Source organism: Pseudorhizobium halotolerans, assembly GCF_902153235.2.
GTDB lineage: Bacteria > Pseudomonadota > Alphaproteobacteria > Rhizobiales > Rhizobiaceae > Neorhizobium > Neorhizobium flavum.
This window is the reverse complement of record NZ_CABFWE030000001.1, coordinates 523,177-541,470: the sequence shown is the minus strand read 5'-3', so window position 1 is coordinate 541,470 and position 18,294 is coordinate 523,177. Positions and strand designations below refer to the sequence as shown.

The 18,294-nt window shown below is 62.9% G+C and carries 19 protein-coding genes; 12 read left to right on the top strand and 7 right to left on the bottom strand.

Translation table 11 applies throughout. The annotated features are described in order from the left end of the window. From FN060_RS02525 to FN060_RS02510, 4 genes are all read left to right on the top strand, one after another. Positions 1-295: hypothetical protein (locus FN060_RS02525; RefSeq protein WP_211181466.1), on the top strand; the 295-nt coding region annotated here is incomplete at its 5' end. Beyond that, positions 295-2,781, top strand: a complete 2,487-nt coding sequence (hrpB, locus tag FN060_RS02520; RefSeq protein WP_142586733.1) for an ATP-dependent helicase HrpB — start codon at positions 295-297, stop codon at positions 2,779-2,781. The genes FN060_RS02525 and hrpB, both read left to right, overlap by 1 nt. A gap of 47 nt (positions 2,782-2,828) precedes the next feature. After that, a complete protein-coding gene (locus FN060_RS02515; protein ID WP_142586732.1) occupies positions 2,829-4,172 on the top strand; it encodes an ActS/PrrB/RegB family redox-sensitive histidine kinase in 1,344 nt (447 codons plus the stop codon). 66 nt (positions 4,173-4,238) lie between these two features. Continuing rightward, the gene (locus FN060_RS02510; protein WP_142586731.1) at positions 4,239-4,814 is read left to right on the top strand and encodes an ActR/PrrA/RegA family redox response regulator transcription factor; all 576 of its coding nucleotides are present in this window, start codon (positions 4,239-4,241) and stop codon (positions 4,812-4,814) included. A gap of 3 nt (positions 4,815-4,817) precedes the next feature. Here the strand turns inward: FN060_RS02510 and FN060_RS02505 are convergent, their stop codons facing one another. Next, positions 4,818-5,306, bottom strand: coding sequence for an MmcB family DNA repair protein (locus tag FN060_RS02505; RefSeq protein ID WP_142586730.1), 489 nt, complete (start codon positions 5,304-5,306; stop codon positions 4,818-4,820). Positions 5,307-5,479: 173 nt separating this feature from the next. On the opposite strand from FN060_RS02505, the gene FN060_RS02500 reads away from it, so the two are divergent. Beyond that, on the top strand, positions 5,480-6,142 hold the full coding sequence (locus FN060_RS02500) for a L,D-transpeptidase (protein ID WP_142586729.1): 663 nt from the start codon (positions 5,480-5,482) through the stop codon (positions 6,140-6,142). A gap of 59 nt (positions 6,143-6,201) precedes the next feature. Here FN060_RS02500 and FN060_RS02495 read toward each other — a convergent pair whose 3' ends face one another. The 5 genes from FN060_RS02495 to hslV form a co-directional block, all read right to left on the bottom strand. Beyond that, the gene (locus tag FN060_RS02495) at positions 6,202-8,373 is read right to left on the bottom strand and encodes a malate synthase G (protein WP_142586728.1); all 2,172 of its coding nucleotides are present in this window, start codon (positions 8,371-8,373) and stop codon (positions 6,202-6,204) included. A 75-nt stretch (positions 8,374-8,448) separates the two neighbouring features. Next, complete coding sequence (locus FN060_RS02490; RefSeq protein WP_142586727.1) at positions 8,449-9,852, bottom strand: cytochrome P450; 1,404 nt, start codon at positions 9,850-9,852, stop codon at positions 8,449-8,451. A 43-nt stretch (positions 9,853-9,895) separates the two neighbouring features. Beyond that, positions 9,896-10,825 (bottom strand): DUF1402 family protein, encoded by a 930-nt coding sequence (locus FN060_RS02485; protein ID WP_244665667.1) that lies wholly within the window; start codon positions 10,823-10,825, stop codon positions 9,896-9,898. A 182-nt stretch (positions 10,826-11,007) separates the two neighbouring features. Next, positions 11,008-12,315 carry an ATP-dependent protease ATPase subunit HslU gene (hslU, locus tag FN060_RS02480; RefSeq protein ID WP_142586725.1) on the bottom strand — a complete coding sequence of 436 codons (1,308 nt, stop codon included), beginning with the start codon at positions 12,313-12,315 and terminating at the stop codon, positions 11,008-11,010. 68 nt (positions 12,316-12,383) lie between these two features. Continuing rightward, positions 12,384-12,908: an ATP-dependent protease subunit HslV gene (hslV, locus tag FN060_RS02475; protein ID WP_142586724.1), complete on the bottom strand. Its 525-nt coding sequence runs from the start codon at positions 12,906-12,908 to the stop codon at positions 12,384-12,386. 181 nt (positions 12,909-13,089) lie between these two features. Between hslV and hisB the strand changes: the two genes are divergently transcribed. The 7 genes from hisB to coaA are packed head-to-tail and all read left to right on the top strand — an operon-like array spanning position 13,090 to position 17,681. Continuing rightward, on the top strand, positions 13,090-13,695 hold the full coding sequence (hisB, locus tag FN060_RS02470) for an imidazoleglycerol-phosphate dehydratase HisB (protein WP_142586723.1): 606 nt from the start codon (positions 13,090-13,092) through the stop codon (positions 13,693-13,695). Positions 13,696-13,712: 17 nt separating this feature from the next. Beyond that, positions 13,713-14,189: a DUF2628 domain-containing protein gene (locus tag FN060_RS02465; RefSeq protein WP_183949703.1), complete on the top strand. Its 477-nt coding sequence runs from the start codon at positions 13,713-13,715 to the stop codon at positions 14,187-14,189. After that, entirely contained in the window at positions 14,189-14,839 is a 651-nt protein-coding gene (hisH, locus tag FN060_RS02460; RefSeq protein WP_142586721.1) for an imidazole glycerol phosphate synthase subunit HisH, read from the top strand. Before FN060_RS02465 ends, hisH begins: the two co-directional genes overlap by 1 nt. A 3-nt stretch (positions 14,840-14,842) precedes the next feature. Beyond that, the gene (hisA, locus tag FN060_RS02455; RefSeq protein ID WP_142586720.1) at positions 14,843-15,586 is read left to right on the top strand and encodes a 1-(5-phosphoribosyl)-5-[(5-phosphoribosylamino)methylideneamino]imidazole-4-carboxamide isomerase; all 744 of its coding nucleotides are present in this window, start codon (positions 14,843-14,845) and stop codon (positions 15,584-15,586) included. Beyond that, positions 15,583-16,359, top strand: coding sequence for an imidazole glycerol phosphate synthase subunit HisF (gene hisF, locus FN060_RS02450; RefSeq protein WP_142586719.1), 777 nt, complete (start codon positions 15,583-15,585; stop codon positions 16,357-16,359). The genes hisA and hisF overlap by 4 nt, the downstream gene beginning before the upstream one ends. Positions 16,360-16,377: 18 nt before the next feature. Then, a complete protein-coding gene (locus FN060_RS02445; RefSeq protein ID WP_052640883.1) occupies positions 16,378-16,698 on the top strand; it encodes a phosphoribosyl-ATP diphosphatase in 321 nt (106 codons plus the stop codon). After that, the gene (gene coaA, locus FN060_RS02440) at positions 16,695-17,681 is read left to right on the top strand and encodes a type I pantothenate kinase (protein WP_052640881.1); all 987 of its coding nucleotides are present in this window, start codon (positions 16,695-16,697) and stop codon (positions 17,679-17,681) included. The genes FN060_RS02445 and coaA overlap by 4 nt, the downstream gene beginning before the upstream one ends. On the opposite strand, the gene FN060_RS02435 is transcribed toward coaA, so the two are convergent. Further along, a complete protein-coding gene (locus FN060_RS02435) occupies positions 17,682-18,293 on the bottom strand; it encodes an alpha-ketoglutarate-dependent dioxygenase AlkB family protein (RefSeq protein WP_142586718.1) in 612 nt (203 codons plus the stop codon). Position 18,294: the final 1 nt, after the last annotated feature.

Genomic DNA, 18,294 nt, shown 5'->3' with positions numbered 1-18,294 from the left:
AAATCAGCATGCGCTAATCTTCAAGGATTTCTCAAGAACGAAGGACATCGTCGCCAGCAGCGCCGCCGCCCTCGTTGGTGGTTGTGCTTATAAAGGTACCCCGAGGCCGAAGTCAACCGGCCATTTCAAAAAACTGTCATTTTTTCCGTGGCGGCTTCCCGAGATGACGTGGCGCGGCCCCTTCCGATCCCCGCAGTCACTTGCTAGGCTGGCCTGTATGCGAAACCGACCAGCGCGGATGCCTAGCGTGAACACGATGTACCCCTTCCCGGCAAACGGCAGGCTTTCTGTCTGATGTCACCGCATAGCAGGCCAGATGAGACCGCCGGCAGCATGCCGACCCTCCCGATCCATGAGGTAATCCCCCAACTCCTGACAGCCCTGGCCCACGGAACGCGGGCCGTCCTCTCGGCGCCCCCCGGAGCCGGCAAGACGACAATTGTTCCCCTGGGCCTCCTCGATCAAGACTGGGTGAGCGGCAGGATCATCCTTGTCGAGCCCCGGCGGCTTGCCGCACGGGCGGCGGCGGGGCGGATGGCGGAACTGCGCGGCGATGCGATCGGTGACAGCGTCGGCTACAGGATGCGGCTGGACACGCGGATCTCGGCCCGCACCCGGATCGAGGTGGTGACGGAGGGCGTCTTTACGCGAATGGTGCTCGATGATCCCGAGCTGGAAGGTATCTCCGCCGTCCTGTTCGACGAATTCCATGAGCGGTCGCTGGATGCGGATTTCGGCCTGGCGCTCGCACTCGACGTGCAATCCGGACTGCGCGACGACCTGCGGATCGTGGTGATGTCGGCAACGCTCGACATCGAGCGGGTGGCGGATCTCCTGGACCATCCGCCGGTGATCGTCAGCCAGGGGCGCAACTTTCCGATCGACATCCGCCACAGCGACCGTCCTCCTGGCGAACGCGTCGAGGACAGTGTCGCGCGGGCGGTTGTCGAGGCCCATCGGAGCGATGCAGGATCGATCCTCGCCTTCCTGCCGGGCCAGGCCGAGATCCAGCGGACGGCCGAGCGGCTGGAAGGACGCTTCGGTCCGGAGACGGTGATCGTCCCGCTCTATGGCAACCTCACCCAGAAGGAGCAGGATCTCGCCATCCGTCCAAGTGTTGCAGGTCACCGGAAGATCGTGCTCGCAACTTCGATCGCGGAAACGTCGATCACCATAGACGGGGTGCGGATCGTCATCGACAGCGGGCTACAGCGCCTTCCGGTCTTCGAGGCTTCCACGGGAATCACCCGGCTGGAGACGGTGCGCGTTTCGCGTGCTTCGGCCGACCAGCGGGCCGGGCGAGCCGGTCGCACCGAGGCTGGAATCGCGATCCGGCTCTGGCATGCGGGCCAGACGGCGGCCTTGCCCGCCTTCACGCCACCGCAGATCCTCTCCAGCGATCTCTCGCAACTGGCGCTGGACCTAGCCCACTGGGGGGTGAAGGACGCCGGGACATTGCGGTTCCTCGATCCCCCACCGGCTGCAGCATTGCTGGAAGCCCGCACGCTGCTGGTGCAACTGGGAGCCCTCGATGCAGGATATTCTCTGACGGACGAAGGAAGGCTGATGCGCCGGCTTTCCCTGCCGCCGCGTCTTGCGGCGATGGTGATCTCTGCGGCCGGCGACGGTCTGGGACGGGAGGCGAGCGAACTGGCTGTCCTGCTTACCGAGCAGGGGCTCGGCGGCAGCGACATCGATCTCGACGAGCGTCTCCGGCGCTTCCGCAATGACCGGAGCCCAAGGGCGCAGGCGGCGCGGGGGCTGGCTTCCCGCATAGCAGGCAGCCTGCCGCAAGGCGAAAGGATAGAAACCTCCACCACCGCGGGGAGGATGCTCCTGCATGCCTATCCGGATCGGGTGGCACTCCAGCGCGGCGGGCGCGGACGGTTCGTGATGGCAAGCGGACGAGGTGCGGAGCTGCCGGAGATCGAGCGTCTTGCGGGCGAGTCCATGCTGGTCATTGCCGACCTCACCGGGCGGGCTGCGCGGGGACGGATCCTCTCTGCGGCGGCCGTGAGCCGGAAGGAGGTCATGGAGGGCCTCGGCTCTTCCATCATACGCGGAGACGAATGCTTCTTTGACCGGCAGAGCCGGCAGGTACGCGCGCGGCGGGTCACCCGTCTCGGAGCAATCATCTTCGAGGAGGCACCCCTTCCTCGGCCGTCAGGAGAGGAGGCCGCGCTGGCCCTGGCACAAGGCGTGCGGGAACTGGGGCTTGTGGCCCTTCCCTTCTCCAAGGATGCCCAGCATCTTCGCCAGCGGCTCGACTTCCTGCACCGGACGATTGGCGAACCGTGGCCGGATGTCTCGGACGAAGGCCTGCTGGGGCGCCTGGAGGCGTGGTTCGTCCCCTTCCAGGGCGACACCACCAGCCTGGATGACATCCGTCCCGGCAGCCTGACGGAGGGTTTGCGTTCGCTCATCCCGCATGATCTGCAACGTCAGATCGATGCGCTGGCACCCACCCATTTCGAGGCACCGAGCGGACAGCGGCATCCGATCCGCTATGACGGTGACGAGCCGGTGCTGGCAATCCGCGTCCAGGAGCTGTTCGGCCTTAAGACGCATCCGGCGGTCGCAGGCGGACGCCTGCCGCTTCTGCTGGAGCTGACCTCGCCGGCGCATCGTCCGATCCAGACCACCCGCGACCTGCCCGGCTTCTGGAGAGGCTCCTGGAAGGATGTCCGGGCCGAGATGCGCGGCCGCTATCCGAAGCATCCTTGGCCCGAGGATCCTTCCGAGGCAACGCCGACCCATCGTGCCAAACCCCGCGGGACGTGACAGTATGCCGCCTCTGCGGTGACGCAGCGAGATCGTAAAGGCCGCAGATGACCATTCGAGAAGCAGCAACGACGGTAAGCCGCAAGGACCTGGATATTTCCCCGCCGCGGGATTTCAACTCGCGACCCATCAGCCGCAAGTTCCGCCTGGAGACACTGGTGCGGCTCAGATGGCTGGCAGTGGCGGGGCAGACAGTGACCGTGCTTGCCGTTGACCTGCTTCTCGCCTTCCCCTTGCCCTTGCTGCAGGCAGCATTCCTGATCGGCGCGCTGGCGCTCGCCAATATCATGCTGTCGCTCTGGTTCCCTTCAACGCATCGTCTGGGGCCGAATGCGGCACTCGCGCTGCTGAGTTTCGACCTCCTGCAGATGGCATCGCTGCTCTTCATCACCGGCGGCCTCGCCAATCCGTTCTCTCCGCTGATCTGCGTGCCGGTAATCATTTCCTTCGCCTCGCAGCCGCTTCGTCACGCGATCCCGCTGCTGCTTCTGGCGCTGGCCTGCACGACGGCGCTGGCATTCTCCCCCTACCCGCTCCCCTGGTATCCCGGCGAGACGCTTCGGCTTCAGCCGGTCATGCTGGTCGGCATCTGGTGCGCTATCGTCTCGATGACCTGTTTCGCGGCTTTCTATGCCTATCGCGTCTCCAACGAAGCGACGCTGCTTGCCGACGCTCTGGCAGCGACCGAATTGGTACTTGAGCGGGAAAAGCACCTGTCGCAGCTCGACGGACTTGCGGCGGCAGCCGCCCACGAGCTGGGAACGCCGCTTGCCACAATCAGCGTCGTGGCAAAGGAGATGGAGCGGGAGTTCGGCACCGACGAGCGCCTGCGCGAGGATGTCCAGCTGCTTCGCAGCCAGAGCGAGCGATGCCGCGACATCCTGCAGCGGCTGACCTCCCTTTCCGCGGCGAGCGAAGAGCACATGCGGCGCCTGCCGCTTTCCTCGATGATCGAGGAGGTAATCGCTCCGCACCGGCAGTTCGGCATCGAGATCGCACTTGTCGAGCGCGGCGACCGCGCGACGGAGCCGGTTTGCCTGCGCAATGCGGGCATTCTTTACGGACTCGGCAACCTCGTCGAGAACGCGGTCGACTACGCCCGCAGTCAGGTAATACTGACGGTGGAGCACGACCGCGAGCGGGTCGTTGTGGTGATCGAGGATGATGGGACCGGGTACTCGCCGGATATTCTTTCTCGCATCGGCGAGCCCTATATGACAAAACGCAACAAGGAAATCGAACGGGCGGGCGGCCTGGGGCTTGGCCTGTTCATTGCCAAGACCTTGCTCGAACGGTCCGGCGCCCGACTGGCATTCGACAATCGCAGCGGGACCGAGCCGGGAGCGCGGATCCGGATCGAATGGCCGCGCGCCATGCTCGAGGAAGGTTAGCAGCGGCACGTCGTTCGCAACGCGCTTGCAGGCGGTATGACAGTGTGACGCTTCTGGAGAGAAGAGATGGAAAGAGAGACAACCCCTTCAGTTGCCAATCCGGACGAGGCAATCGGCGCTGATCCGACGCTTCTGATCGTGGATGACGACGGCCCGTTCCTGCGGCGTCTGGCACGGGCCATGGAGGGGCGAGGCTTCGCGGTCGAGATCGCCGAATCGGTGGCCGAAGGTATTGCCAAGTCGCGGGCGCGCCCCCCGAAATACGCGGTCGTCGACCTCCGCCTCGGCGACGGCAACGGTCTCGACGTGATCGAGGCGATCCGGCAGCTCAGGGAGGACACCAAGGCGATCGTCCTGACCGGCTACGGCAATATCGCCACGGCCGTCACCGCCGTGAAGCTCGGTGCTCTCGATTATCTGGCCAAGCCAGCCGATGCGGATGACATCTTCCATGCGCTGACGCAGCGGCCAGGCGAGAAGGCGGACGTTCCCGAGAACCCGATGTCCGCAGATCGGGTGCGGTGGGAGCATATCCAGCGCGTCTACGAGATGTGCGAACGCAACGTTTCGGAAACGGCGCGTAGGCTGAACATGCACCGGCGGACGCTGCAGCGGATCCTCGCCAAGCGGGCACCGAAATAGAGCCTAGGTCTCGTCGAAACTCCTGCCCGTCGCCCATTCCGCCATCAGCAGTCGCCGGGCGGCGGCACGGGAGAAGTTCAGCATCAGCGACTTGCGGGTTGCAGGCGCCAGCCGGTGGCAAGGTGCGTCGCGCATGAGGTGCGCGCCATAGCCGTCCGAGAGCAGGAGACCGCAATCCTCCGGGAAGATGTCGAGCGGTACCTCCCTGTGGGTGGCGAAAAACAGCCGGTCGCAATAGGCGCGGTAGTCGGGCCACTTGCAGTCGACCCGGAAGTCCTCGATCGACGTCTTGATCTCGATGATCCAGATCTCTCCCTTCTCCGATACCGTCACCAGGTCGGCACGGCGTCCGTTCGCCAATACCAGTTCCGGCAGCGTCGCGTGACGCATCTCGTCGAGCAGGATCTGCAGGCCCCGACGGACCATCATGGCCCGTGCCGATTGGCGGCCATCAATGAGCGGATTGTCGTTGGCTATGCTGACGAGGGTCATGCGATCCGTTTAGGCAGGTGAACTTGTTGCAAAAAAGGCAGTGTCGCCGCCAATCGTGGCGCTGGCTGGCCTCCAACGCGCGGCGCGGCTTGCCAAGGCAAACCTATTCGAAAATAAGGCGGGAACAAAGACGGTTTTCGTCTGCGTCGCTCACCCATTTTCAAGAGAACTCCATGCGCAGCCGCACAAGCATGATGGTATTCGGCCTCCTGGCAAGCCTTGCCCTGGCCGGATGCTCCACGACGTCCGACACGACGGAAGTCACCCGTGTCGAAACCAGCAAGATCTTCACCGATTCCTACGGCACGGTGACTGATGCCGGGTATGCTCTTCCGGCTATCCCGATCAACCGGCTGGACAAGAAGTTCCACCGGCAGATCGTGTCCTATTCCACGCAGGAGAAGCCGGGCACGATCGTCGTCAACACGCGCGAACGTTTCCTCTACTACATCCTGCCGGGCGGCAAGGCCGTCCGCTACGGGATCGGCGTCGGCAAGCAGGGCTTTTCGTGGTCCGGCGAGGCCTATGTCGCCTGGAAACAGGCATGGCCCACCTGGCATCCGCCGAAGGAAATGGCCGAGCGCAAGCCGGATGTGGCCCGCTATGTGGAGGCCGGCATGGGACCGGGCCTCAACAACCCCCTCGGTGCCCGGGCAATGTATCTCTTCAACGAGAAGGGACAGGATACGCTCTTCCGTCTGCACGGCACGCCGGAATGGTCCTCGATCGGCACGGCGGCCTCCTCCGGCTGCATTCGCCTGATGAACCAGGACGTCATCGACCTCTACAATCGCGTGCGGCCCGGCCGGAACTCGAAGGTCGTCGTGATCCAGTAAGGAACGACCACGTCTTAATCGAAGAGGCCGCCGGAGCGATCCGGCGGCCTCTTCTCTTTTTATCCCTGCAGCTTTGCCTTCAGTTCCAGCCGGCGCCGATGCAGCACCGGCTCGGTGTAGCCGTTGGGCTGCTCGCGTCCCTTCAGCACCAGATCGAGGGCCGCCTGGAAGGCTACCGAATCATCGAAGTTCGGCGCCATCGGGCGATAGAGCGGATCGCCGGCATTCTGGCCGTCGACGACCGCCGCCATGCGCTTCATGGTCTCGATAACCTGCTCCTCGCCTACCACCTTGTGATGGAGCCAGTTGGCCATGTGCTGGGCCGAGATGCGCAGCGTCGCGCGATCTTCCATCAGCCCAATGTCGTTGATGTCCGGCACCTTCGAGCAGCCGACGCCCTGATCGATCCAGCGGACCACATAGCCGAGGATGCCCTGGGCATTGTTGTCGAGCTCGCGCTGGATCTCCTCCGGCGTCCAGTTCGGACGGGGCACCACCGGAACGGAGAGGATGTCGGAAAGCTTGGCGCGGCTCCGGCTCTTCAGCCCTGCCTGCACCTCCGCCACGTTGACCTTGTGATAATGCGTTGCATGCAGCGTCGCGGCGGTCGGAGACGGAACCCAGGCCGTATTGGCGCCCGCCTTGGGATGCGCGATCTTCTGTTCGAGCATGGCCGCCATCAGGTCCGGCATGGCCCACATGCCCTTGCCGATCTGCGCATGGCCGGAAAGACCGCATTCGAGACCGATGTCGACATTCCAGTTCTCATAAGCGCTGATCCAGGCCGCCTGCTTCATGTCACCCTTGCGGATCATCGGACCAGCCTCCATGGAGGTGTGGATTTCATCGCCGGTCCGGTCGAGGAAGCCGGTATTGATGAAGACCACGCGCTCGCGGGCCGCCCGGATGCATTCCTTGAGGTTCACTGTGGTGCGTCGTTCCTCGTCCATGATGCCCATCTTCATCGTGTTTGCAGGCATGCCGAGCGCCTCCTCGACGCGTGCGAAGATCTCGCAGGCGAAGGCCACTTCCTCCGGGCCATGCATCTTCGGCTTCACCACATACATGGAGCCGAGGCGCGAGTTCTGGCGGCGACCTTCCGGACCGATGTCGTGCAGGGCGATGAGCGCAGTGACCATGGCGTCCATGATGCCTTCCGGCACCTCACGACCTTCCTGGTCGAGGATGGCGGGGTTGGTCATGAGATGACCCACATTGCGGATCAGCATCAGCGACCGGCCCTTGAGGCTTGCCGACGTGCCTTCGGCCGCCGTGAAGGCAAGATCCGGCTCAAGTTTGCGGACGAACGTCTTGCCGCCCTTGGTCACCTCCTCCTGGAGATCACCCTTCATCAAGCCGAGCCAGTTACGATAGACCAGCACCTTGTCTTCGGCATCGACGGCGGCGACCGAATCCTCGCAATCCATGATCGTCGTGATTGCCGATTCCAGCCGCACGTCCGAGATCTTTGCCGGATCCTCCTTGCCGATCGCGGTGGTCGGATCGATCAGCACCTGAACATGAAGGCCGTTGCGGCGCAGGATCAGGCTTTGAGGCTGTGACGGTTCGCCCGTGTAGCCGGCAAACTGAGCGGGGTCTGAGAGCTCGACCGTACGCCCCTCCGGTCCCGCCGCCGTTAATCTGCCCGAGGTCACGACGAACCCAGTCACGTCGCTCCAGCTGGCGCCTGAAAGCGGGACAGATTCATCCAGGAAGGACCGCGCCCAGGCGATAACCTTCGCTCCACGGGCAGGATTGTAACCCTTACCCCTCTCGGCACCATCCGTCTCAGGAAGGGCATCCGTGCCGTAAAGCGCATCGTAGAGCGAACCCCAGCGGGCGTTCGCCGCGTTGAGGGCGTACCGGGCGTTCATCACGGGAACGACGAGCTGCGGTCCGGCAATCTCCGCAATCTCGGGATCGACATTGCTGGTGGAGACCGTGAAAGCTGGACCTTCCGGCAGGAGGTAGCCGATCTCGCGCAGAAACGCCTCGTAGGCGGCGAGGTCGGCCGGCGCGCCGTTCTGGCGGTGCCAGTCGTCGAGTTTTTCCTGCATCTCGTCGCGCTTGGCGAGCAGCGCACGGTTCTTCGGCGCCAGGTCGTGGATGATCTGTGCGAGTTGCGAGAAGAAGCGCTCCACATCGACACCGGTGCCCGGGATCGCCTCCTGCACCAGGAAGTCGTGCAGCTTCTCGTCGATTGCGATCCCGTTCTTGTCGATGCGTGCCATGCAGGCCTCCTCCTGTGCCATTTTTGTTGGATTATCCGTGCCAATTTGCGCGGGCAGCCGCCGCTGTCAATGCGCCTATGGGCGAACGCGCCGCGTGACCCGCATCGGCAGGCCGTCGCGCGGCTGGGTCGTCAGCTTCTGGACCGGCCAGGGCTTCGTATCGGGTGTCATGTCGAAACGGTAGCGGCTCACCAGGACGGCAAGCGCGATGACTGCCTCCTGCATCGCAAACGTGGCGCCGATGCAGACCCTGGGCCCCGCGCCGAAGGGGAGGTACTGGAAGCGCCCGATCTTGCCGCGGTTCTCAGGCAGGAAACGCTCCGGCATGAAGGCGCGCGGATTATCCCAGTAAAGCTGGTGGCGGTGAAGCGTCCAAGGCATGATGAGAACCGTCACCCCGGCCCTGATCCGAACGGTCTTTCCGTCCGGACTGGTCCATTCGTCATCGGCGATTGCTGCACGGTTCAGCGATGGAGCCGGCGGGTAGAGCCGCAGGGCCTCTTCGAAGGCGGCTCTCACCATTGGCATGCGGTCCATCCACTCGACCGGCTCAGCGCCGGACGCCAGGACCTCGTCGATCTCGGTTTCCATCCGCTCGCGGATCTGCGGGCTGTTGGCGACACAGTAGAGCGTCCATGCCAGCGCCCTTGCCGTTGTCTCGTGGCCAGCGCCGATGAACGTCAGGATATTGTCCTCGATCTCGTTCATGGTGAGACCGTCGGGGCCGGCAAGCTCCAGCAGCAGCGTGAGGAAATCCTGCGGCACGTGATCGGGGTTCTCGCGCATCTTCTTCTGGCGGAGAGCCATGGTCTTCGCGACGATTTCACGGAACTTGCCGAGGACACGCTTTCCGCCGATCCGCGTCAACCGCGGCACCCATGGCGGGGCACGCAGAAGGTCCATGGGATCGACGCGGCCCATACGGTGGAGCAGGCTGTCCACGTCCTCCGAAAAGTCGTTGCTCTCGGTGACGATCTCGCCCGAGAAAAGCGTCTGCGACAGGATGTTGAAGGTGATCTCGGTCATGTCGACCGAAATGTCGAAAACCTGTCCCTCTTCGCCTACCCCTGAATACTTACTGACGTAGTCCTCCGACTTGCGGAGCATCTGGTCGGCAAAGCTGCGGGCATGCCGCGGCGTGAATACCGGCGCCATGGCCTTTCGCGAGCGTTTCCACACAGGCCCTTCCGCCGTCAGCAGGCCATCCCTCAGGATCGGCCGCAGTATGAGCTGGCGTATCTCCGACATCTCGTAATTAGCTGCGTTGTCGACCAGGACATGCCGGATCAGGCCCGGGTCGTTGACGATGATCGTTCGTTCTTTGAGGAACTTCGTCTCGATCCATGGCAGTGTGTAGGACGGTTCCCCCCATAGTTCCAGGGGGTTGTTGAACACGGTCCGGATGATCTCCAGCCGGGATGGCGGTACCGTGCGGGGAACGGGGGCCGGCGGAACGAACGGCTCGGGGCGCATATCCATCGAAGCCCTCCTGAAACTGGTGGCAAACCAGGAATATCAGGACTCAGAGCAGTGATTTCAACTCTTCGAGCTTATCGTTGACGAGCCAGCCATAGTAGTTTTCTTCCGGCAATCCGCCGCGCGCCTTCAGCGCCGCGGCACGCTGTGCCGAACCGCCCGTATTGTAGAGGGTCGCCGTTATGCCGGGATTGGTCGATATGTCCACGCGCGCTATGGATGCATAATCATCAATGGACCTGCGGATCGCCGCAGCCATATAGGCCAGGGACTTGTCAGGATCCATGATCGCCTCGTAGACCCCCGCCGCATCGTTTTCGTCGAGCTTCGGATAACCGGACGACTTGGCTACCATGTCCGACAGCATCAGCGCGGTCAGCGGGTTCACCTGTCCGAGGCCGAAAGTCTGCCCGGCGTAGAAGGGTTGAAAGAAGACGGCGCTGAAACGGTTGTCCGGGAAGGCGATGCCGCCGACCGTACGGCCACGGAACTCCTTCTCCCACACAACCTCGCGGCAGGTCCACAGACTATAGGAATCCGCCTTGCCTTCGCATTGACGGAATTCAGGACGGGCAACGAACTCGCTGATGGACTCGTCACCGTGCCCGAAGCGGAAGCGATCTCCGGCATAGGCAGCCGCCTTGATGTAGTAGGACTGGAGCCGGTCGTAGGCGTCGACATTGTAAGTATGCTCACCGACGATCGCGCCGATCACGTGGATCGGGTCCAGCCGGTAGTCGGCCGCAGTGGCCTTGATCTTGGCGATCAACGCACGATCTCCGGACAGCAGGTCACGGATCTTCTCGTACTTGAGGTCGAAGGTGGTGCGGCCGGCCTGGGTGCGACGGACGGATGCGCCCGGCACCTTCGGCTGTTCGGCGTGGCGATTGCCTTCCGGGACCGCACGAAGACCAGCAGCATCAGCCGCCGGTATAGTGCTCAGCGCCAGGACAAGGGCGAGTAGAAGTCGTTTCAAGATGTCGGACCTGCAGACTCGGGCAATCGTGGCAGGCCATGTCGGCAGGACCGGCGCGCCCGACTCGCTCGCTTCATCGGAGTTGACGCCAGCCTTTAAGCGATCGGCCGGCGTCATGTCGAGGCGGTGTACATCAACTTGACGTCAAATGCACTAGATCCCTCGCCTGCGTTGCTGCCGCGCTACAGGATATAGCGTGACAGATCCGTATCGGCTGCGAGATCTCCTACATGCTCCCGCACATAATCGGCATCGATCATCACAGTATTGCCAGCTCGATCAGGTGCGTTGAAGGAGATTTCATCCAGCACCCGCTCCATGACCGTCTGAAGGCGGCGGGCGCCGATGTTCTCGACCGATGAGTTCAGATGGACAGCGACATCGGCCAGCGCATCGATGGCGTCCTCGGTGAAGTCCAGGCTTAGCTGCTCTGTCTCCATCAGCGCCTTGTACTGGCGGATCAGGCTTGCCTCCGTCTCGGTCAGGATGCGGCGGAAATCCTCCTTCGTCAGCGGGCGCAGTTCGACACGGATCGGAAGACGGCCCTGCAGCTCCGGCAGGAGATCCGAAGGCTTCGCCACATGGAAGGCGCCGGAGGCAATGAAGAGAACATGATCCGTCTTGACCGGCCCATACTTGGTTGCGACCGTCGTTCCTTCGACCAGCGGCAGGAGGTCGCGCTGCACGCCCTCACGCGAGACGCCGGCGCCCAGACCGCCGTCACGGGCTGCGATCTTATCGATCTCGTCGAGGAAGACGATGCCGTCATTTTCCACCGCGCGTACGGCCTCCCGCTGAATGACCTCGTTGTCGATCAACTTGTCGGATTCATCTCGGATGAGTTCGCCATAGGACTTGGAGACGGTGGTTCGTACCTTCTTGGTACGGCCTCCGAGGGCCTTGCCGAACATTTCGGAGAGGTTCAGGACGCCGATATTGGCGCCGGGCATGCCCGGGATTTCGAAACCGGGCATGCCTGAACCGCTGTCGGCCACCTCGATCTCAATCTCCTTGTCGTCCATCTCACCATTGCGGAGCTTCTTGCGGAAGCTGTCGCGGGTTGCCGGCGACGCGGTTGGGCCAACCAGCGCATCGAGGACACGTTCTTCGGCACTCATATGCGCCTTCGCCTGCACCTCGGCACGCTTCTTCTCGCGCACCAGGCCGATGCCGACCTCGACGAGGTCGCGGATGATCTGCTCGACATCGCGGCCGACGTAGCCAACCTCGGTGAACTTGGTGGCCTCGACCTTGATGAAGGGCGCACCGGCAAGCTTTGCCAGACGCCGCGAGATCTCGGTCTTGCCGACGCCCGTCGGGCCGATCATCAGGATGTTCTTCGGCATCACCTCGTCGCGCAGGCTCTCGTCGAGCTGCTGACGACGCCAGCGGTTACGCAAGGCGATAGCCACGGCGCGCTTGGCATCGTGCTGCCCGATGATGTGACGGTCGAGTTCGGAGACGATCTCGCGGGGGGAGAAGTTTGTCATGATGTCCTCTTGGCGTTCCTGCCGCCCGACTCACGAAAGCCCGGGCGGGGACCCATTCCTGAATGTCGTTACTCGGCGTCCAGCGTCTCGACGACGAGATTATGGTTCGTGTAGACGCAAATCTCGGCGGCGATATCGAGCGCCGTGCGAGCAATTTCCTCTGCCGACTTGTCGCTGTCCATCAGTGCCCGTGCCGCGGCATACGCATAGTTCCCACCAGAACCGATGGCGATCGTGCCGTGCTCGGGCTCCAGCACATCCCCATTGCCGGTGACGGCGAGCGTGATAGTCTTGTCAGCCACCAGCATCATCGCCTCGAGATTGCGAAGATACTTGTCGGTCCGCCAGTCCTTGGCGAGTTCCACGGCAGCCCGCATCAACTGACCGGGATATTGCTCGAGCTTCTTCTCCAGCCGGTCGAGCAGCGTGAAGGCATCCGCCGTTGCGCCGGCAAAACCGGCTATCACCTCACCCTTGCCGATGCGGCGGACTTTGCGGGCGTTGCCCTTCATCACTGTCTGGCCGAGGCTCACCTGGCCATCGCCAGCCATGATGACCTTGCCGCCCTTCCGGACCGTTATGATCGTTGTCATTCTTTACCCGTTTGCCTCGAAGGCTCCTTGCGTTGGAGGCTTTGCGCCCTGTTGATGCCTATGTAAGCGGGGATCGCATGATTGCAAATCAAGCCGACCGTATCCGAATGCATGCCTGCTTTTGCTGGATATTTGGCGGTCCGCCTGTTATGGAGCGCACAACAATCGCATGGAGTACAAAATGGCCGAAATCGCCGCACGTACGGGCTCGGTTTCCCGCAAGACGAACGAGACGTCGGTCTCCGTCACCGTCAATCTCGACGGAACGGGAGCTTCGCAGATTTCGACGGGCGTCGGCTTCTTCGACCACATGCTCGACCAGTTGTCCCGTCACTCGCTGATCGACATGGAGATCGCGGTCGAGGGGGACATCCATATCGATGACCACCACACGGTTGAGGATACAGGCATCGCAATCGGCCAGGCGATCTCCCGGGCGCTCGGCGACCGCCGCGGGATCACGCGCTATGCCTCGCTCGATCTTGCCATGGACGAAACTATGACCAAGGCAGCGGTCGACCTGTCGGGCCGACCCTTCCTGGTCTGGAATGTCGAGTTCAGCTCCCCGAAGATCGGCAGCTTCGATACGGAATTGGTGCGTGAGTTCTTCCAGGCGTTCGCCCAGAATGCCGGCATCACGCTGCACATCTTCAACTACTACGGCGCCAACAACCACCACATCGCCGAGACCTGCTTCAAGGCGGTGGCACGTTGCCTCCGAACGGCAACCGAGATCGACCCGCGCCAGGCAGGCCGTGTCCCCTCCACGAAGGGAACGCTGGTCTGAACGGCCAAGGAGCAAAGTTGAAGAGTTATCTTGTTCTCACGCCTCCGGGCACAGATCCGGATCACGAGAAGACCGTGATCCTTGCCGACCGCTTCTCCTGGCTTGCGCTGTTCTTTCCATGGATCTGGCTCCTGACCAAGCGGCTGTGGCTCGCGGCACTGGCTGTCTTCCTTGCACAGGTTGCCGCCGGTCAGCTGATGCAGGTTTCCGGATTTGCGGTGGTGGGATTTCTCGCCGCCCTTTCCATCAATCTTCTCGTTGCACTGGAAGGACGGCACTTCTATAGCGAGAGTCTCATCCGGCGCGGGTGGGCGCTGCAGGACGTTGTCATGGCAGCGGATCTCGATACCGCCGAGGAAATTTACTTTGCAGGCCTGCCTCAGGCTTCGACGGCCCCGGTCGCCGCTGCCAACTGGGTAAATTCCGTTCGCACCCCCTCCGCAGCAGGGTGGGACCGTGGCGGGATTGGCCTCTTCGACCAGGGAGGACGCTGATGCGCGTCGCGATCATCGACTACGGCTCCGGCAATCTCAGGTCTGCGACCAAGGCCTTCGAACGTGCCGCGCACGAGGGGGGCCTAAGTGCCACGGTCGAGCTGACCGACAAGGCGGATGTGGTTGCCGTGGCCGATCGGATCGTCCTGCCGGGCGTCGGCGCCTATGCAGACTGCCGCGCCGGGCTCGACGCCGTCCCCGGAATGCACGACGCGCTGGTTCAGGCGGTCGAGAAAAATGGCCGGCCCTTCTTCGGCATCTGCGTCGGCATGCAGCTCATGTCATCCCGCGGGCTCGAGAAGACGGTCACGCATGGCCTTGGCTGGATCGAAGGCGACGTCAGGGAAATGGAGCCTTCCGATCCGAACCTGAAGATCCCGCAGATTGGCTGGAATACGCTCGACCTGAAGCGCCCTCACCCTCTCTTCGATGGAATCCCGACCGGACCGGATGGACTGCACGCCTATTTCGTCCACTCCTATCATCTGGCGGCCAAGAACCCGCAGGACGTCGTGGCGACCACCGATTACGGTGGACCGATGACCGCCTTCGTGGCTCGCGACAACATGGCCGGCTCGCAATTCCACCCGGAGAAGAGCCAGATGCTGGGTCTCGCACTGATCGCCAATTTTCTGCGATGGAATCCCTGAAGAATGATCCTCTTTCCCGCCATCGACCTCAAGGACGGCCAGTGCGTGCGCCTCAAGCTCGGCGACATGGAGCAGGCGACCGTCTATAATGCTGACCCGGCAGCCCAGGCGAAAGCCTTCGAAGACCAGGGCTTCGAGTGGCTGCATGTGGTCGATCTGAACGGTGCCTTCGCCGGCGAAAGCGTCAACGGCGCGGCCGTAGATGCGATCCTGAAGGCAACGAAGAACCCGGTGCAGCTCGGTGGCGGCATTCGCACGCTCGCACATATCGAGAACTGGCTGTCGCGCGGACTGGCGCGCGTCATCCTCGGCACCGTGGCGGTGCGCGATCCCGCACTGGTCATCGAAGCTTGCAAAGAGTTTCCCGGCAAGATCGCCGTCGGCATCGATGCCAAGGGCGGCAAGGTTGCCGTCGAGGGCTGGGCGGAGGCTTCCGAGCTCGGCGTCATCGAGCTCGCCAGGAAGTTCGAAGGCGCTGGCGTCTCGGCAATCATCTATACGGACATCGACCGCGACGGGATCCTGACCGGCATCAACTGGGAGTCGACGCTTGAACTCGCGAATGCGGTCTCGATCCCCGTCATCGCCTCCGGAGGTCTTGCATCGATCGAGGACATACGGCGCATGCTGCAGCCTGATGCCGCACGTCTGGAAGGCGCGATATCCGGTCGCGCGCTCTATGACGGCCGGATCGATCCGGCCGAGGCGCTGGCGCTGATCCGCAAGCAGAAAGGAGAGGCCGCATGAGCCTAAAGGCCCGCGTCATCCCATGCCTGGACGTCAAGGACGGTCGCGTCGTCAAGGGTGTCAATTTCGTCGACCTGATCGATGCCGGCGATCCGGTCGAGGCGGCCAAGGCCTATGACGCCGCCGGAGCCGACGAGCTCTGCTTCCTCGACATCACCGCCTCTTCGGATAATCGCGAGACCATCTTCGACGTCGTTGCCCGAACCGCAGACCATTGCTTCATGCCGCTGACGGTCGGCGGCGGCGTACGCAGCGTCGGCGATATCCGGAGGCTTCTGCTTGCCGGTGCCGACAAGGTGTCGATCAATTCCGCCGCCGTGAAGAGCCCGGATTTCGTTGCCGAGGCCGCCGACAAATTCGGCAATCAGTGCATCGTCGTGTCAATTGATGCCAAGAAGGTCTCTTTGGCTGGAGAACTGGACCGCTGGGAGATCTTCACCCATGGCGGTCGCCAGGCGACAGGGATTGATGCCCTGGCTTTCGCCGCGAAGGTGGTCGAGAAGGGCGCCGGCGAGCTGCTGGTCACATCGATGGACCGCGATGGCACCAAGAGCGGCTATGACATTGCACTGACCAGGTCGATTGCGGACAGCGTGAAGGTCCCGGTCGTCGCCTCCGGTGGCGTCGGCACGCTCGATGACCTCGTGGCCGGCGTTCGGGACGGTCATGCCACCGCTGTTCTGGCGGCCTCGATATTTCACTTCGGCACCTATACCGTTAGCGAAGCCAAGCACTACATGGCCGAGCACGGCATCGCGATGCGGCTGCACTGACGTCGCTGGAGACAGATGATGAGCGATTTCTCCCTCAGCGATCTCGAGCGGATCGTCGCCACACGTGCCAAGGCTGCAACCGATGAGTCCTGGACGGCGAAGCTTGTGGCCGCCGGCCAGACAAAGGCCGCGAAGAAGCTCGGTGAGGAAGCCGTCGAGACGGTGATCGCCGCGGTTTCGCAGGGGCGGCCGGAGCTGGTCAGCGAAAGCGCGGACCTCCTTTATCACCTAATGGTCGTATTGAATATCGCCGGAATTCCGCTCAAGGATGTGCTGGACGAACTTCAGCGGCGGACCGCCCAGTCCGGCCTGCAGGAAAAGGCGAACCGTCCATCATGACCCCGGCAGCGCAACCGGCTGAAGGCACCGAGCAATCCTCTTCCGCGACCTACTCGCCCTACCACGTCTTCACATCGGCGGAGTGGGCGCGGTTCCGAGCGGATACGCCTTTGACGCTGACTTTCGACGAGGTGGCACGGCTGCGCTCCCTCGACGACCCGATCGATCTCGACGAGGTCCGGCGCATCTACCTGTCGCTGTCACGGCTTCTTTCGGCGCATGTGGAGGCTTCGCTGCTGCTGTTCCAGCAGCGCAACCGGTTCCTCAGCCTGTCCGACGTCACAAAGACGCCCTTCGTCATCGGCATTGCGGGTTCCGTTGCGGTCGGCAAGTCCACCACGGCGCGTATCCTGAAGGAGCTGCTTGCCCGCTGGCCTTCCAGCCCGAAGGTGGACCTGATCACCACCGACGGCTTTCTCCACCCCAATGCCGTGCTCAGGCGCGAGAACCTGATGGAACGGAAGGGCTTTCCGGAAAGCTACGACATCGGCGCGCTGTTGCGCTTCCTCTCGGCGATCAAGGCCGGCCAGCCGAACGTCAAGGCACCACGCTATTCCCACCTCACCTATGACGTGCTCCCTGATGAGTTCACTGTTGTCGATCGCCCGGACATCCTGATCTTCGAAGGCATCAACGTGCTGCAGTCCCGCGATCTGCCGGCGGATGGCAAGTTCGTGCCCATGGTTTCGGACTTCTTCGACTTCTCGATCTATATCGACGCGGACGAGGCGCTGATCCATAACTGGTATGTTGAGCGCTTCATGAAGCTTCGCAACACAGCTTTCCGTGATCCGAATTCCTTCTTTCACCGCTATGCAACGATCAGCGAGGATGCGGCGCGCGCGATCGCAGAGGGGCTGTGGGAGAACATCAACCTGAAGAACCTGCGGCAGAACATCCTGCCGACCCGCCCCCGCGCTGACCTCATCCTGCGCAAGGGCTCAAACCACCTGGTCGAGACGGTCGCACTGCGCAAGCTCTGATCAGGGATTGACCCGTCTCAAGGTCAGATTGATGCGTCCGCCGTTCCTCAGCAATGTCGAGGTTTCCAGGTAGACCCGGTCCACGCCGTGGAAGCAGAGACGCCCCGCTCCTCCGAGGACGAGCACGTCTCCGCTCGTCAGGCGGAATGAGCGCGTCGGTTCGTTGCGTTCCATTCCGCCGATCCGGAAGAGACAGGTGTTTCCGAGCGAGATGGAGAGAACGGGGGCGGACAGATCCGTCTCGTCCCTGTCCTGATGCAGACCCATGCGTGCCTGATCATCGTAGAAGTTGACGAGGCACGCCTCCGGCGGCTTGGGGTAGTCGGCAACCTTCGCCCACAGTTCCAGAAGCCGTGACGGAATCGCGGGCCACGGCCGGCCGGTCACCGGATGGGCGGCCTGGTAGCGATAGCCGCGCCCTTTGTCCGTCACCCAGCCGAGGGGGCCGCAATTCGTCATTCGGACCGACATCGGCTTGCCGGTGCGCGGCATTTCGGGAACATAGAGCGGGGCTTCAGTCACCACCTGCCTGATTTCGTCGACAAGAGCCTCCTGGCTCTTTCGATCAAGATATTCAGGCAGGTAGCGAACTCCGTCAGGCAGGACTGTCATC